Raw genomic sequence first — 16,125 nt, 5'->3', positions numbered from 1 at the left:
GCTTGGCGACCATAGCGTTATGGACCCACCTGATCCCATGCCGAACTCAGTAGTGAAACGTAATAGCGCCGATGGTAGTGTGGGGTCTCCCCATGTGAGAGTAGGACATCGCCAGGCTTCAAATTTTAGTTTTTGTTGTTATAACAAGAACGCTAAAGAATTTACTTAGCAACCATAGCGCAGCAGAACCACCTGATCCCATGCCGAACTCAGAAGTGAAATGTTGTAGCGCCGATGGTAGTGTGGGGTCTCCCCATGTGAGAGTAGGACATTGCTAAGTTCTAAATTGCATTATGCTGAATAGACACGCTGCGGAGCGGTAGTTCAGTTGGTTAGAATACCGGCCTGTCACGCCGGGGGTCGCGGGTTCGAGTCCCGTCCGCTCCGCCACTTATATTAAGCCCTAGTCGAAAGACTGGGGCTTTTTTACATTTTGAATATATGAGTTAAATTTATTTGAGTGAGTTGGCAGTTCAGTTGGTTAGCCTCTTTATTGGAGATCTTAGCGGCCTGTCAGACCGGGGTCGCGTCCGCTCGGCCACTTCTAAAGAAACCTCGCTAGTCATAGCGGGGCTTTTTCGTCGAGTAAATATATTAATTATCTATTAATGAAAAAGCCCTGCTTGAAGTCACAGGGCTTTGGTTTTACTTAGTTGTCATTGAAAATAGTTAAGATGATGTGAGACCTCCTTTCCTACTTTATCTGAGCTTTAATAAGTGAAGCTCTGAGCGTTGGTAATACTATCGTTGTTGGTTATATTTACCTCCTTGCTCTTATTTCAATGTTATGCCTTAAATTTGTTCATAGAGACCTGTATGTAATATCTCCTTTTGTTGATTATCACTACGATCACGACGATATGCACGGTAACGTGATGCTAGGTAGGTAATGAGAGCTGAAAAAACAGTATAAGCCACTAAGAAAGTGATTGGTGAATGAATAACGTTGTTAGAAAAGACCCAAATAACGCCACTGATAGTGATAACTAATTTTGTCAGTACAGCAAGTACAAGGTAGCTCATGACATATTGAGGTTGGCGAATTGCCTGATAAGCAATGAAATAGCTTATTCCTACCGCGACAATGGCAAGGCTAAAACCCACTGTAAATGAGTGGAAATGTTCGGTGAAAAGTATAGCTAGAACAATAGCTATGATACTAAAGATAATCTTTTTCATACCGATTTCCTTGAGTGCGATAAATTTAACGCCTTCTAATCATGGACCTCAAATCGATATTTTTATGTGATTGGGCTATCTATTTTTATTTTTAGATGGGGTTATTACTGTAAATGGGCTCGATATCAAATTTTTATATGGAGGTAAATAGAATGGCAAAATATAAAAGAAAAGGGTAACTGAATGGTTACCCTCTAGCAAAGATCAGCGGTGTGATCTGCTAAAACAACAGCTATGTTTTTTAAACAGAAAGGAATGCTTTTAATTGAGCAAGTACTGCTTCTGCCTGTGGTTGATCTTCCATTTCAACAAAGATACGGAGTAATGGCTCAGTACCAGAGAAACGTGCAATCGCCCAACCGCCATTTTTAAAGTAAACTTTAGCGCCATCGGCATAGCTTACTTTTTCGATTTCATAGTCAAAATCAGGCAATGCTTTTTCTACATAGATCTTGTTGTACAGACGCTCACGTTCAGCAGGTTTAAAGGTACAATCGCCTTCTGCTGTGTAGGCATAGCCAAAGCGCCCATAAATTTCATCAAGTAATTCAGACAACTTCTTACCTGTCACGCTGATCATTTCGACCAGTAAGCTTGATGCAAATACACCATCTTTACCTTTGATATGACCACGGATTGTTAAACCACCTGAGCTTTCTCCACCAATGAGAGAATCATCAGCTTCCATTTGTGAGCTAATGTGCTTAAAGCCTACTGGCACTTCAAATGATTTCTCACCATAAGCTTCTGCAACTTTATCTAAAAGGTGGGTGGTTGCGATATTACGTACTACCGATCCTTTCCAGCCTTTATATTCAAGCATGTAGTAATAAAGTAGAAGTAGTACTTCATTCGGGTGAATAAAGTTACCTTTCTCATCAATAATACCTAAACGGTCAGCATCGCCATCAGTACCAATACCGATGTCATAACCTTCGTGAGCGACAAGATGCTTTAAACGGTAAAGCGTTGCAGCACTCGGCGATGGCATTAAACCACCAAAACCAGGGTTTTCACTATCGTTGATCACGTCAACATCACAGCGAGCACTGATCAGGACCGTTTGCAGGGCATTTTTTGCCACTCCAAACATAGGATCGATAAGAACGCGAAGATTCGCTTTTTTAATCGCTTCCATATCGATGAAATCAATAATTGAATCAACGAACTCGTTCATTGGATTGATGATTTCAACTAACTTATCGTTTTGTGCTTGTTCAAAGTCAACACGTTTTACATCCGCATCGGTTAACACTGCGATTTGTTGTTCAATCTTTTGAGTAATGATTTCATCCGCATCACGACCGCCTTCAATGAAGACTTTGATGCCGTTGTAATCTGCTGGATTGTGTGACGCAGTAATACAAGCTGAATATGTCGCACCTGTTTGTTTAGCTTTAAACATCACAACAGGGGTTGGTACGAACTTATCGATGAAGCTACATTTGATGTTGTTACCCGCTAAAACTTCAGCAAACCACGTTGCGGCTTTATCGGATAGAAAACGACGGTCGTAACCAATAATGAAACCATTTTCAGTGACTGACTCTTTGATCATGATGTTAGCAAGGGCTTGAGCTACTAAGCGTACATTTGCTTGAGTAAACTCTTCACCAATGAAGGCACGCCATCCACCTGTTCCAAACTGAATCATGGAGGAACTCCTATTTCTCTCTCAAATAAAAAGAGGGAGGTGAATACACCTCCCTAACCGTTTTAGCCCATTACTACTGTAACAGTATTGGTTGTGCCTTCAGCTTGAGGAGCAATTGCGCCTTCGACTGTTTCACCGTTTAGCGTAATAGATTTAACGCCTTTACTTACCCCATTTGGGTTTTCAACTTTAATGTTGTAAGTCGCGCCACGCCATTCACGAGTCACTTCAAAACCAGGCCAGCTTGTTGGAATACAAGGATTAACAGTTAGACCTGCAAAGCCTGTTTGTACACCTAGAATAAAGTTAGTCACGGCAAAATATGCCCAACCAGATGTACCTGTTAACCATGGGTGGTTTGCACGACCGTGATCTTGGTGATCACGTCCCATGATGAACTGAACGTATGAGTAAGGTTCTGCAATACGTTTTTCAATGATGTCGTTTTGGTTGTATGGGTTAAGTGCATCGTAGAACTTCATTGCACGATCACCACGACCTAGTTTCGCTTCAGCCACCCATGCCCATGGGTTTGGATGCGAGAAGATTGCACCGTTTTCTTTCACGCCTTGATATACGCGCGTAACGAAACCGATATCATCATTAGGGGTTGCGAATGATGGTGCATTTAGGTGTAGACCGTATTCAGAGAATAGGTTTTCATCAACGGCATCCATTGCTTTCTCACCACGATCTTGTGATGCCATACCAGAAAGCACAGCTAGAGTATTTGACTCTAAGTGAATACGACCTTCAGTTTGTTGCGCTGTACCGATCTTGTCACCGTCTTTTGTTAGACCACGGATGTACCAGCCACCTTCGTCATCCCATAGGTGTTGTTCACACGCTTCACGTACGTTTGCTGCCATTTCAGTGTATTTAGCAACATCTGCGTCTTTACCTTGATGCTTAGCAAGCTCGATGAATTCTTGTAATGCCCAGAAGTGAAGGAATGACACCATTGCTGACTCACCGCCACCAAGGTTTAGACAGTCATTCCAGTCTGCACGAAGACCTTTACAGATACCGGTTCGGCCTACGTATTCTGCTGAGAAATCGAGTGCGGCTTTCATGTGATCATAAACAGATGCATCACCGCCATCAGCGTATGGGATCACTTCGTCAATGAAGCTCTCTTCACCTGTTTCTGTTACGTACTTACAGATTGTTGGTACTAGCCATAGGTGGTCATCAGAACAGGTATCTTCGATACCGTGGATCTTATCTGCATCACTTGGGGTTGGAACAACTGTTGGTGATTTTGATGGCTCAACATCAGCCATGTCTGGATCGAACCAATCTGGATCAAATAGGTGTAGGCCGTAACCCGCTTTTACTTGACCACGTAGTAAGTCAACAAGACGCTTACGAGTCATCTCTGGGTTTGAGTGAGGAACAGAGATTGCATCTTGTGCGGTATCACGGTAGCCAAGACCAGTACGACCGCCCACTTCGATAAATGATGCGAAGCGTGACCAAACCACACATGTTTCAGCTTGGTATAGAGTCCATGCGTTGATCATGGTATCTAGGCCTTCGTTCGGTGATGTCACCTTGAACTTGTTACAACGACTGTTCCAGTGTTCTTTAATTTCAGCAAATGCAGCATCGACGGCAGCGACATCTTGGTATTTTTGACGTAGGCGTTGACCTTCGTTTTTACCGACACCTAGGATGTAGCTAAAGCGTACTTCTTCACCCGGTTGGATAGTGAATTGCTTGTGTAGTGAGCCACAGTGGTTGTAACAGGTTTGTACGTGGTTAGAACAACGTCCTTTTTCAACCGCAATAGGGTTAGCTTCATCACGGTAAGCACCAATGAAAGTGTCACGTTGACCATCATAGCTATCAGGATCAAATGTCGAAGCTAGGTAGTAGAAACCTTCTTTCTCATTGGTGTTGTAGTAAAGATCATATTCAATCACGCCGTCTTCATAAGACGTACCTGCTGAGTACAGGCTCATCTGATGGTTTTGGTTATCAGATTGAATGTGGCTAAAAGAGAATTCAACAAATGAGAATGCACTGATAGTACGTACTTCATCTGTCGTATTTTTAATCACAACATCCCAAACCTCAGCATCTTCGCCTTTAGGTACGAATAATGTTTTGGTTGCTTCAATGCCGTTGTAATCACATTTGAACTTAGAGTAAGACAAACCGTGACGCACTTCGTAGGTTGCTTCATCTAGGCTTTTTGCTACTGGTTGCCATGAAATTGACCAGTAATCACCTGTCGCATCATCACGAAGGTATACGTAGTGTCCTGGGCGATCAAATGTCGCATTAGGACGGAATTTAGTTACGCGATTGTACTCTGGAGATTTGTAGAATGAGTAACCACCTGCGTTTTGTGAAATTACTGTACAGAATTTCTCTGTACCTAAGTAATTTGTCCATGGTGCTGGGACATCAGGACGAGTGATAACATATTCTCTGTTGTCGTTGTCAAAATAACCGTATTTCATTGCTTTTTAATCCTTAAAAAATTTCACTCTACTGTGCGTGGTTATTCACAGTGGCGGTAATTAATACCTGCCTTGTCCAGGTAGCTAAGTTGACCTTTTAAACGTGCTTTGAAGTCATCCCAGTTACGATATTTAGGGTCGCTCCAGCAAATCTCCGAGACTGCCAGTAAGCGGGGGTAAATCATATATTCAAATCGGCTTTGGTTATTTACTAATTCTGACCAAAGGGCGGTTTGAATGCCTAAAATGTGCTGCCGCTCAGAGTTTTCCTCGGCGAGATCACTGAGTGGGTAATAATTGTAAACTTTATCGAGGGGTAACTTTCCAGCCCAATCAACACCTGCTTCATCTGCCGAGTAGCCTTGAGCTAAATCTAAGTACGTCGCTTGTGCTGGCTGCATCACAATGTCGTAGCCTTTTTGGATACATTCCAATCCAGCCTGTTCACTTTGCCATGAGAAGATGATGGTATTTTTACTGACCTTCTCACCATGGGTTGCTTCTTCCCAACCCATCATGCGCTTACCTTTACCTTCTAGTACTTCTTCGGCAAAACGTAATAGGTGCCCTTGCAGTTCTTTGGGATCGTGATAGTCATGCTCTGCCATGAATTTTTGGCAAGCAGGGCTATCTGTCCAAACACCGACAGGGACTTCATCTGCACCAATATGAACGAAAGGTGCGGGGAATAGATCGCATATTTCCGAAAGTACATTGCTAATAAAGCTGTAAGTGCCTTTTAGTGCAGGCGATAAGATGTTGTCGTTATAGTTTTGAATGCTGCGATAAACAGATTTATCATCTGGATCAATCAACAAATCAGGGAGTGATAAAATAGCAGCACGACAGTGGCCAGGGATATCTATTTCCGGAATGATCATGATCCCACGATCAGCGGCATACGCAATGACATCACGAATTTCTTGTTTTGAATAAAATCCACCATAGCGCTGAGCAATGTGGCTAAATTGTGGAGCGATCACTTCATTTGGACCACGCCAAGCACCGATACAGGTGAGTTCAGGGTAGGCATCAATTTCAACGCGCCAGCCTTCGTCATCGGTTAAATGCCAATGAAACGTATTAAATTTGTAGCGTGCTAATTGATCGATAAGATGTTTTATACGCTCAACAGGGTGAAAGTGGCGACCACAATCGAGCATCATACCGCGATAACCAAAATGCGGTTTATCATTAATATCTACCATTGGGATCTGGTAAGTGCTATCAGCTTGATGCGATGGTTTACTTGGTATTAATTGAAGTAAACTTGAAGTTGCGTAGACAAAACCAGATGCTGAATTAGCTTGGATCCAGACGTTATCGTTTTCAACGAGTAAGCGATAGCCTTCATCTACAAGGTCTTTATTTACAGTATAATGAATGTTGCCTTGCTGATTAACCGGCACGTGTTCATTCAATAAGGTATTGAGTTCTGCTTGTAACCAATTTACTGCACCTTGCGCTAATGTGGGTGGTGTTGAAATGGCAGTATGTTGATTTATATGAAAAGAGCCCTGTAGTTGCGTTATCTTGCTAGGTTTAGGGATCAAAGCAATATCAGCCGCTTTAACGGGTAGCGGTGTGTTGTAGCGTTCAACAGCAGGTTGATCAAGATTGATAGTACTGATGTCGACTTTTAACGGCTTAATGTACTCAGCGGTTGATGCTAATGAGATAAATGCATCTAAAATACCGTCGTCATAAAGCGTAAATGGTGCAGTACCGACCGTGAACTCGGTATAAAAAAGACCATTTGCAGGTAAATTGTCCGTGGCTGTTAATGTACAGTAACTCCCCGTTTGGCTGATAGCGCCTTTGCTTAACGTCTCGGCTCTAACGAAACGATTAAACAAAAAATGTAATGACCAATTTTGTAGTGGAGTATCGGTTAAATTATGTAAGCTTAATGCAAAACGAGATTCGTTTTCTTTTTTATCGATTACAGTTAAATCAAGGCGGTAACTCATCATTCCCCCTTAAAGTTTATATAAATCGTGATTACTACGTGCCATAGCAATCGCGCCATCCATAGCATCACCTTGTGGTGTTGCTATACGTTGCTGCATAGGTGGTACTAACCATGCATGAATACGTTCTGCAATGCTGCCCATGAGGCAAATTTTGTCAGCGCCACGCACAACTAATGCATTCATCCACATTTCTATATCTCGCGCTGTTTGCGATAGCATATCTATCGCGAGTTTATCGCCTTGTGCTGCATGGGCAAAAATGCTCGGTGAAAATTGACCATAATCACAAGGGCGCGCTGCTTTTGACCACAATACGATATTGTCGATATCATGATTAAAATATGTGAGTACAGAGCGAGCAAGCGGTGTTTGTTCAACAATACCATCAACACTTAATAGTACTTGTTGAATCAAACGCAGACCCATAACAGCACCGCCGCCTTGATCTGAAATCGGGAATTCACGACCGCCAACCACATGCTGTTGACCATCTTTTAATAAGATCCCACAAGAGCCAGTACCAGCAATTAATATCGCGCCATCTTTACCTCCCCAAGCACCTAAACAAGCACCATACGCATCGGTATTTAATGTTATGGCACCGTAAGGATGAGGCTGTTTCATGAAGTTATACCAAGCCTCTTGTTGTTCAGCGCCTGCGAGTGCTAGGCCTACTGACATATAACGAAAATGGCTATTATTAAGATTTGCTTGGCTGGCCGCAGTTGCTATCGCATCATTGATCGATGCCATAGCAACGCTACTGCCTAATAGAATATTCGCACTACCCGTTTTTGCTTCACCTAAAGTATTACCATCGAGATCACAGATGCGTGCACGGCAAGATGTACCACCGCCGTCAACGCCCACTAAGTAACGAATATCAGCCATGACAACGCTCCTTAAATTGCATCGTAATTGCAAGTAAGTACCAGCCACCATGTGGGATCCATTGTTCACCCCAGCGCCAGTTTTGCAGCATATCGTCTTTTTGACCATTAGGGTTGAATGCGATGTCTTCTTCGTTTTCAAAGCCAGATGTGATGCCGTTACAAACACCGCCTTTGGCGTTACTGAATCCTAAGTGAGGTAAGTAATTTGGGTTATTATGACCATGACCATCTAACATACACATGTCATACGGGTTTAAACCAACTATCCAGTCAAGTGAGCGTTGACCAAATTGCATTAAGCCTTGACGTAATGTTGGATCTTGAACATAGTTCTGTGCCATAAAAGCCATGGTTGCTAATGACGCGAGACGTGCATTTTCGCCTTGCCACCAGTAACCTGACTCATTGTTATGGGCAACAAAGAAAGCCGTTTTCTTTTCACCATCGACAGCTTTAGTGTATTGGCGAGGGTAGTGAAATGGGTTATTCACTTCTTTTGTAATCGCTAACTCAAAATTAAGCGCGTTACATAACACTTGTTCAATTGGCTTTTTGAAATTGGGATCCGTTTCTGCACTTAAATATTGCATCAGAGCAATGGCAGGAAGGCCTGCTTCAGCGGCATGGAAATAAGGACGTTCGCCGTTTTCAGTCGCAGACCAGAAATATTCAATATTCTCATCTGACATTTGACGCTTAGCCAAACGTGTAGCCCACTCACGCATTTCTACTAAATAGCGATCTTGGGAAGTACTACGGAATAACTCAACGGCGGCTAATAAGGCACAATACTCATCTATAATATTTTCCGTACTATCGTTTAAGTATTCAGTATTGTGTTGTTTTAAATGCCAATAGCCAAGTTCAGCCGCTTGAAGGTATCGCTCGGTCTCGATGCCAGTAAACGCTCCTAAGCGAGTGCTTGATTCTAGTTGAGCAATACGAGAAAGCGCTGCTAATGCTGCAATGGTAACCCCACCACCTTGACGGAAGCCGGCTTGATAATCGTCTGACTTGATGCCTTCTTGAGTTGAATAAGCACAAATGTCACGTTGTTGCGGGGATTTGCTCCATTTGTCGAATACCGTCATATAGAAATAGCCCTGCGCGTGTTGCATGCGCAGTAAGAAATCGGCACCGAAAGTGGCTTCTTCAAGTAAACGTACACGAGTAAAGTCTGCAATATCGTCTTGCTGATCTAACTCTTCATAGGCTTTTAGCATGTTCCACACAATCATTGGGGTTTGTTGTGGATTTAAAAAATTACTAAAAGATAAATGGCTTAGGTATTTACTTACATCACCTGATGCATCATACCAACCACCGTGAACGTCTACGGTTTGATCTGAATTGAGTACAGCTGCATTTTTATCAGCTTGATCGAAAATACCGCTGCAACGTTGAGATTTAAAGTAGTGCAGAACATCACTAAAGGTTTGTTGCATTAACACACCTTCAGCAATGGTAAAAACAGTTGATTCGCTGTTTGCGTAGCGAATACGGAACTCACCAAGTTGTTGGCAAGAAGAGAAATCAATAAGGTAAATATTACCGGTATGCCATTGTGCTATGTTGTCATAGGCATGTAATGGCAGCTGCATGATAGTGGTGTTCGTCTGGTTACAAACAAGTTCTGCAGTACCGGTTAAAGTCTGAGAGTTGGTTTGTAATAAAGCGTGTTTTACGTTGAAACGCTCATAGCCCAGATGGTTAGTTAACAGCTGCATGGATCCTCCTAGTGTCGCCAAATAAAGGTGGTTTCAGCATTGTGAAACCACCATTTAACAGCTAAGGCGACCAATAACGCAGATAAGTCGTTTTTAGTAACGAGCTATTATTAATTTTCGTATAAGTAACAACGTACAAAGTGATTGTCAGATAATTGAGTCACACCTGGAAGTTTTTCACGGCACTTATCGGTAACGTGAGTACAGCGACCTGCAAATGGGCAACCCGCGCTTTCTGGCGTCCATAGCGGGATCTCGCCTTTATTACCTTTTAGTTTTTCATGAATAGACTTACTTGGATCTGGAACTGCTGATACAAGTAATTGGGTATACGGGTGTTGTGGATCGTGAATGATCTCTTCCGTATCGCCCCATTCAACCATGTGACCAACGTACATAACCGCTAGATCTTCAGCAATGTAACGTGCTGTTGCGATATCGTGGGTGATGTATAGTAGTGCCATCTCACGTTCAAACTTCATTTCTTCCATCAGGTTTAGTACACCTGCACGGATAGAAACATCGAGCATTGAGGTTGGCTCATCAGCAAGTACGACTTCAGCACCCACCGCAATGTTACGCGCTAAGTTAACACGTTGACGTTGACCGCCAGACAGCTGGTGGGGGAATTTCGCAGCTGTCTCCTTTGGTGGGATCAAGCCAACTTGTTCTAGTAGGTTGTAAACCGTTTCTTCTAGCTCTTTTTTATTGCCTGACTTCACTTTGTTGTGGATCAGTAACGGACGAGCAATATGGTGGAAAATAGTATGAGTAGGGTTTAAAGAACCGAATGGGTCTTGCCATACCATTTGCACACCTTGGCGGTAATTCATTAAGTCATCATGTTTAGTGATTGACTGGATATCACGACCAAAATATTCAATTGTGCCATCTGTTGGCGCGTACATTTTTGCAATCATTTTCGCAGTCGTTGATTTACCAGAACCTGATTCACCAACAACTGAAAGACCACGACTTTTGTACATTTTGAAAGACACGTCGTTGATTGCACGCATCTTTGATTTCTTTAATGAATTACTGTTAACGGAAAAATCTTTAATTAGATTTTTACCTTCAATAATTGGATTTCCGACAGGTTTGCTCATAATGCCTCCTAAATACTGCCTATTATTTTATTAACCACGTTTAGTGAATAGGTGGCAGTTTGATAAACGTCCTGGTTCAATTTGTGTCAGCTGGGTTGGTGTTTTAAAACAAGCATCGGTTGTTTTGCTACAACGTGCTTGGAAACGACAACCTTGTGGTACTTCTAGTAAGTTCAATGGGTTACCAGGAATACCTGTTAACTTTGTTTTTGGACCAGTTAGAGGAGGGAATGAGCTACCCAAGCCCTCAGTATATGGGTGGAACGGTGTTTCTAGAATTTGCTTAGAAGGGGCAACTTCAATTAATTCACCTGAATACATGATGCCGATACGGTCAGAGAACTCGACCATTAATGACAAGTCATGAGTGATGAATAGGATTGAGAAACCAAATTCTTCTTTTAATGCGTAAATCTTTTGTAGAATTTCACGTTGAACCACAACATCAAGTGCTGTTGTTGGTTCATCCATGATGATCATCTTAGGATTTAGCGCAAGAGCAATCGCGATGACCAAACGTTGACGCATACCACCAGAAAACTGGTGAGGGTAATCACGTAAACGGCTAGGGTGGATATCAACGATTTCTAATAGGCCTTCAGCACGGCGAACTGCTTGCTGACGAGACATATTAGTGTGGCGCATGATTACGTCACAAAATTGCTCTTCCATGGTTAATACAGGGTTCAAAGCGTTCATTGCACTTTGGAACACCATCGACATTTCGCTCCAACGGAAGGCTGACATTGCCATATCCGATTTCTTTAAAATGTCACCATGGCCTTCAAAAATTACTTCACCACCGGTAATGAATGCTGGCGGCTTATGCAGACGCATCAGTGAGAAGGCAACAGTGGATTTACCACAGCCTGATTCACCTGCAAGACCGAATATCTCACCTTTACCAATGTCAAAGCTGACATTATTTACTGCGCGAACATCACCGGCATCTGTAATGTAATCAACACACAAGTTACGAATTGAGATTTGTGGATTGGTCATTATTTATCTCCCCCTTGTAGGGCTGGCTGAGGAGCGTCCACAGCGTTTGCTTCTTTTTCTTCTTTTGCATTCTTAGCATTTTCTTTTGCTAAGTTTTTCCAGCGGCGCATGCCTTTGTGTGAACGTAACTGCGGGTTGGCAATTTCATCAACAGCAAAGTTAAGCATCGCAAGACCGATAGCAATCAGTGTTAGTGCAATACATGGTGCTAATAGCTCCCACCAAGCGCCAACTAACATTGAAGATGATGTTTGTACGTTGTACAGCATCACACCCCAGCTTACTGAGTTCGGGTCACCTAAGCCTAAGAATGACAGTGTTGCTTCAGTCATGATGGCAAGCATTACCGAGCCGATGAAGCTTGCACCAACGATTGAGATTAGGTTCGGTAGAATCTCAACAAAGATAATACGCCATGAGGATTCACCTAATACTTCTGCTGCTTTTACAAATTCCTTTTCACGCAGTGATAAGGTTTGCGCTCGGACAACACGTGCGCCCCATGCCCAGGAGGTCATGGCAATAACCACCGCAATGGTCATTGGACCTGTTTGACCAATAAAGGCTGCGATAACAAACAGTAAGGGGAGCTGCGGTAGAACTAACATGATATTCATCGCAGCGGTTAAGACTTCATCGACTTTACCGCCAAAATAACCTGCTGAAATACCAATGATGGTTGCTAGGAAACACACCATTAAACCTGCACCAAAACCTACCGCTAGTGAAGTACGCGCGCCATATACTAGCTGAGACCAGATATCACGACCCATACGAGATGTGCCTAGTAGGTGCTCTGCATCTTTGGACATTAATAGACGACGCTTGTTATCAGCTAAGTTTTCAGCGATCCAACCGTCTGGATTATCTTGTGCTGCTTTTACTACAAACGCAGGGTACTCATGAGGTTTTCCTGTTCGTTTGTCTGGTGAAAACTGTGTAATCAGCGGAGCAAAAATAGCCCCTAGAATAAAAATAGTGATGATGCTAAGGCCAAACATAGCCTTAGGGTTACCAGATAATAATTTAAATAAGGCTTTCATAATTATTTGCCTCCTTTACGTAGGCGAGGATCTAGCACAACGATCAGGATGTCGGCCATGAAGTTAAAGAACAGCATGAACATAGTCATAATAAGTAACTGACCTTGAAGAACTTGGTAATCACGTGAGTGGATAGCATTAAGCATTACGGTACCAAGACCTGGGTAGTTAAAGATGATTTCGACAATTAACTGACCACCAATCGCCATACCTAGGGCCATAGAAAGTGCTGTTACACTTGGTAGCATTGCGTTACGTGCTGCGTAGTTAAATACCACACGGTTTTCACTTAAGCCCTTACCTTTTGCCATTGTGATGTAATCTTCGTTTAGCAGGTTGATCATGTTATTACGCATATTGATCAAGAAACCGCCGATTTGAATGACTGTGGCACAGAATAGTGGTAGTGCTGCGTGGTAAAGCACGTCTTTGTAGAAAGCCCAGCTTGACCAGTCAGGAATAACGCCCGGCGTATATGCATTGCCTGTAGGGAACCAACGCAAGCCGATAGCAAAGGTGAACATCACAAGCATTGCAATTACAACCGGTGGAACTGCTTGAATAACCAACATACCTGGTGAAATGAATGCATCATAAGTACTGCCGCGTTTCCATGCCGCAAAAATACCTAGTACAGAGCCAATACAGAAAGAAAGCATTACAGCTGAGCCAGCTAAAAATAGTGACCAGCCTACAGCGCCACCTAACAGTTCATTAACTGATAGTGGATAAAATTTGATTGAGGTACCTAGGTTCCACGTAAACACGTTAGCTAGGTAAGAAAAGTATTGTTCATATATTGGACCATCAACAAAGCCTAATAGCTTTTTCATGGCTTCAATACGCTCAGGGGTTACCTGTGCGGTTGCGTTCGCGAACATCATGGTAACTGGGTCACCAGGCATTGCACGCGGAAGAATAAAGTTTAGCGTTGCCGCGAAAATCAGCGCGATAAAATAAAACGATAAACGACGTAGAAAAAATCCCATAACTCACACCTTACACATCCAGCTTGCCTTCCTGAGCTGAATTCAGGACGTAAAACCCCCTGACGCAAGGCGCCATACCTTTTATAGAAGAAAGGATTGAGGGGAAGAGGCGGTGCACAAGGCGTGCACCGCAAATATTAAGCAGATATTATGCTTTTGGTTTTAGATCCAGTACTTGAAGTAGACGCTCAGGAACACCAGCCCATACCATTGGACGGCCTTGAGGGTTCTTCTCATTCCACCAACCAGTGAAGCGAGTTTCGTTGTATTGGAAGTTGTTTGCACCAGACATCACTGGAATCGTGATTTGATTTTCAGCAATGATTTTCTGGATGCTATGAGCAATCTTCAACTGCTCATCTTTGTTAGCTGTTTTGTAGAAGCTGTCTAGTAGCGAGTCTAGCTCTGCATTCTTGAAGTAGTGCATTGCAAAACGAGGCATACCTTCACCAGATTGTAGGCGTGAGTTGTACGCGCTATCCCAGTATAGGTGTGGATCAGCACCGTGGAAGTAGTTTGTGTAAGCTACATCGTAAGTACCGTTTAGCATCGCTTCGTTGTAAACAGCGAAGTCAGGTGTACTTGCTTTCGCGTTAATTCCCGCTTCTTGAAGCTGCTCTACACCTAGCTGTACAGTGTTGTTGAAGTCAGTCCAACCGTTTGGAGACTGAACTGTAAGTTCGATCTTCTTACCTGTTGGTGTTTCTACGAAACCGTCGCCATCAGTATCTTTAAAGCCTGCTTTCGCTAGTAGCTCTTTAGCACCTTTCACATTGTATGTGTTAAATGCTTTGTACTTGTTGTGTACCGCTTCATCTGACCAAGTTTTGAAACCATCACCTAAGCCCGATGCGTAATCGTTCGGCATACCTGCACCGTAGAATGCGATGTCGATGATTGTTTGACGGTCGATAGCCATTGAGAACGCACGACGGAAATCAACATTGTTGATCGCTTCTTTGTTACCATCTTTTGGCGACTTGAAGTTCAACATGAATGACTGAGTGCCCGCAGCTGGGTACCAGTATTTGTGATTTGGGTTTGCCGCAGCGTAAGTGCTGTCGATGTCTGGAATGAACGATGAAGTCCAATCTAGCTCAGAGTTAATGATCTTTGTTAGCAACTGATCGTTGTTCGCGATCTGAGGAACACGTAGACAGTCAACTTCTAGGTTGTCGTTATCCCAGTAGTTAGGATTACGACATTGAACGTATAGCTGAGGAGTGAATGTATCAATCTCAGTAAACGGACCTGTACCTACTGGATTTTCGTTAGTGAAAGTTGTTGGGTTTTCAACTTTGCTCCAGATGTGCTTAGGCACTACTGGTACGAAAGAAATTTCGAAAGGAACGTTCGAGTTCGCTTCAGTTAGATCGAAGATAACCTTGTTACCGTCTTGCTTAACTGATTTAACCCACTTGTTGATACCACGTTGATCTAGTTCTGGATTCTTCTTAAGTAGGTCAAAAGAATAAACTACATCATCAGCAGAAAACGCTTTACCGTCAGACCACTTAACGCCATCACGGATTTCGAACGTTACTTGCATTAGGTCGTCAGACATGTAGTAGTCTTTCGCCAAACGCATTACTGGCTCGTTACCTTTCATTTGGTTGAAAACAACCAATGGCTCGTAAACGAATTCAGTCGTAGTACGAAGGTTTGTAGCTAGGAATGGGTTAAAGTTACGTACCATTGTAGGGTAAAAGTCTGGTACGACTGTTAGCTGGCTTTTCTCTGCTGCAGACGCTACTGGTGCTGTAAAAGCGGTTGCTGCTGCAACAACGGCAAGTGCTAACTTAGTTTTGTTAATATTGGCAAGCATAGCTGTTCCTTACTCTTTGCTCTGTTTCACTTAATGGAAATTAAAGTTTGCTCCATCATTGGAGCCCTTGAACTTACTTCATCGGAACTGAGTAACGCTGAACCGGTGAATGGCCTTGTAAGCTCTCAGTGCGTTAAATATTCGCTGTAATGGATAAATCGTCAATCAAGCTTCCCGTCAAAATTGTCAAAATAACCAATAACAACGTCAAAAACGTTAATTTTAGGTTTTGTTGTTACTGTTGAGTAGATGTTAAATGTGTGTTA

At 42.8% G+C, this 16,125-nt stretch carries 11 protein-coding genes, 1 tRNA gene and 2 rRNA genes; 3 read left to right on the top strand and 11 right to left on the bottom strand.

Annotation, left to right across the window (positions count from 1 at the left end; genetic code table 11):
• Position 1 precedes the first annotated feature (1 nt).
• From rrf (C9J46_RS10900) to C9J46_RS10890, 3 genes are all read left to right on the top strand, one after another.
• A 5S ribosomal RNA gene (rrf, locus tag C9J46_RS10900) occupies positions 2-117 on the top strand.
• 47 nt (positions 118-164) lie between these two features.
• A 5S ribosomal RNA gene (rrf, locus tag C9J46_RS10895) occupies positions 165-280 on the top strand.
• A gap of 33 nt (positions 281-313) precedes the next feature.
• Positions 314-390, top strand: a tRNA-Asp gene (locus C9J46_RS10890).
• 402 nt (positions 391-792) lie between these two features.
• Here the strand turns inward: C9J46_RS10890 and C9J46_RS10885 are convergent.
• From C9J46_RS10885 to C9J46_RS10835, 11 genes are all read right to left on the bottom strand, one after another.
• Positions 793-1,179, bottom strand: a complete 387-nt coding sequence (locus tag C9J46_RS10885) for a hypothetical protein (protein ID WP_107246756.1) — start codon at positions 1,177-1,179, stop codon at positions 793-795.
• 241 nt (positions 1,180-1,420) lie between these two features.
• Complete coding sequence (locus tag C9J46_RS10880) at positions 1,421-2,833, bottom strand: phosphoglucomutase/phosphomannomutase family protein (protein WP_107208602.1); 1,413 nt, start codon at positions 2,831-2,833, stop codon at positions 1,421-1,423.
• Between the two features lie 62 nt (positions 2,834-2,895).
• On the bottom strand, positions 2,896-5,301 hold the full coding sequence (locus tag C9J46_RS10875; RefSeq protein WP_107246755.1) for a GH36-type glycosyl hydrolase domain-containing protein: 2,406 nt from the start codon (positions 5,299-5,301) through the stop codon (positions 2,896-2,898).
• A 41-nt stretch (positions 5,302-5,342) separates the two neighbouring features.
• Positions 5,343-7,271 carry a beta-N-acetylhexosaminidase gene (locus C9J46_RS10870; protein ID WP_107287487.1) on the bottom strand — a complete coding sequence of 643 codons (1,929 nt, stop codon included), beginning with the start codon at positions 7,269-7,271 and terminating at the stop codon, positions 5,343-5,345.
• A gap of 9 nt (positions 7,272-7,280) precedes the next feature.
• Complete coding sequence (locus tag C9J46_RS10865) at positions 7,281-8,165, bottom strand: N-acetylglucosamine kinase (RefSeq protein ID WP_107260550.1); 885 nt, start codon at positions 8,163-8,165, stop codon at positions 7,281-7,283.
• On the bottom strand, positions 8,158-9,894 hold the full coding sequence (locus C9J46_RS10860) for a glycoside hydrolase family 9 protein (protein ID WP_107246752.1): 1,737 nt from the start codon (positions 9,892-9,894) through the stop codon (positions 8,158-8,160). The genes C9J46_RS10865 and C9J46_RS10860 overlap by 8 nt, the downstream gene beginning before the upstream one ends.
• A gap of 110 nt (positions 9,895-10,004) precedes the next feature.
• Positions 10,005-11,000 carry an ABC transporter ATP-binding protein gene (locus C9J46_RS10855; RefSeq protein ID WP_005369743.1) on the bottom strand — a complete coding sequence of 332 codons (996 nt, stop codon included), beginning with the start codon at positions 10,998-11,000 and terminating at the stop codon, positions 10,005-10,007.
• Positions 11,001-11,030: 30 nt separating this feature from the next.
• Positions 11,031-12,002 carry an ABC transporter ATP-binding protein gene (locus tag C9J46_RS10850; protein ID WP_045130276.1) on the bottom strand — a complete coding sequence of 324 codons (972 nt, stop codon included), beginning with the start codon at positions 12,000-12,002 and terminating at the stop codon, positions 11,031-11,033.
• Complete coding sequence (locus C9J46_RS10845) at positions 12,002-13,045, bottom strand: ABC transporter permease (protein WP_107246750.1); 1,044 nt, start codon at positions 13,043-13,045, stop codon at positions 12,002-12,004. The genes C9J46_RS10850 and C9J46_RS10845 overlap by 1 nt, the downstream gene beginning before the upstream one ends.
• A gap of 2 nt (positions 13,046-13,047) precedes the next feature.
• Entirely contained in the window at positions 13,048-14,034 is a 987-nt protein-coding gene (locus C9J46_RS10840; RefSeq protein ID WP_107208596.1) for an ABC transporter permease, read from the bottom strand.
• Positions 14,035-14,182: 148 nt separating this feature from the next.
• Positions 14,183-15,859 carry an ABC transporter substrate-binding protein gene (locus tag C9J46_RS10835; protein WP_107208595.1) on the bottom strand — a complete coding sequence of 559 codons (1,677 nt, stop codon included), beginning with the start codon at positions 15,857-15,859 and terminating at the stop codon, positions 14,183-14,185.
• Positions 15,860-16,125 lie beyond the last annotated feature (266 nt).

Origin of the sequence: Photobacterium sp. GB-36 (genome assembly GCF_003026135.1) — a bacterium.
Taxonomy (GTDB): domain Bacteria; phylum Pseudomonadota; class Gammaproteobacteria; order Enterobacterales; family Vibrionaceae; genus Photobacterium.
Note: the sequence above shows the minus strand (reverse complement) of the source record. Positions and strands in the feature narration are given on the sequence as shown.

What these genes read in the sequence shown, in the direction of transcription:
- C9J46_RS10885 (WP_107246756.1), bottom strand. Translation starts at nt 1,179, where the DNA reads ATGAAAAAGATTATCTTTAGTATCATAGCTATTGTTCTAGCTATACTT.
- C9J46_RS10875 (WP_107246755.1), bottom strand. Translation starts at nt 5,301, where the DNA reads ATGAAATACGGTTATTTTGACAACGACAACAGAGAATATGTTATCACT.
- C9J46_RS10860 (WP_107246752.1), bottom strand. Translation starts at nt 9,894, where the DNA reads ATGCAGCTGTTAACTAACCATCTGGGCTATGAGCGTTTCAACGTAAAA.
- C9J46_RS10845 (WP_107246750.1), bottom strand. Translation starts at nt 13,045, where the DNA reads ATGAAAGCCTTATTTAAATTATTATCTGGTAACCCTAAGGCTATGTTT.
- C9J46_RS10840 (WP_107208596.1), bottom strand. Translation starts at nt 14,034, where the DNA reads ATGGGATTTTTTCTACGTCGTTTATCGTTTTATTTTATCGCGCTGATT.
- C9J46_RS10870 (WP_107287487.1), bottom strand. Translation starts at nt 7,271, where the DNA reads ATGAGTTACCGCCTTGATTTAACTGTAATCGATAAAAAAGAAAACGAA.
- C9J46_RS10855 (WP_005369743.1), bottom strand. Translation starts at nt 11,000, where the DNA reads ATGAGCAAACCTGTCGGAAATCCAATTATTGAAGGTAAAAATCTAATT.
- C9J46_RS10850 (WP_045130276.1), bottom strand. Translation starts at nt 12,002, where the DNA reads ATGACCAATCCACAAATCTCAATTCGTAACTTGTGTGTTGATTACATT.
- C9J46_RS10865 (WP_107260550.1), bottom strand. Translation starts at nt 8,165, where the DNA reads ATGGCTGATATTCGTTACTTAGTGGGCGTTGACGGCGGTGGTACATCT.
- C9J46_RS10880 (WP_107208602.1), bottom strand. Translation starts at nt 2,833, where the DNA reads ATGATTCAGTTTGGAACAGGTGGATGGCGTGCCTTCATTGGTGAAGAG.
- C9J46_RS10835 (WP_107208595.1), bottom strand. Translation starts at nt 15,859, where the DNA reads ATGCTTGCCAATATTAACAAAACTAAGTTAGCACTTGCCGTTGTTGCA.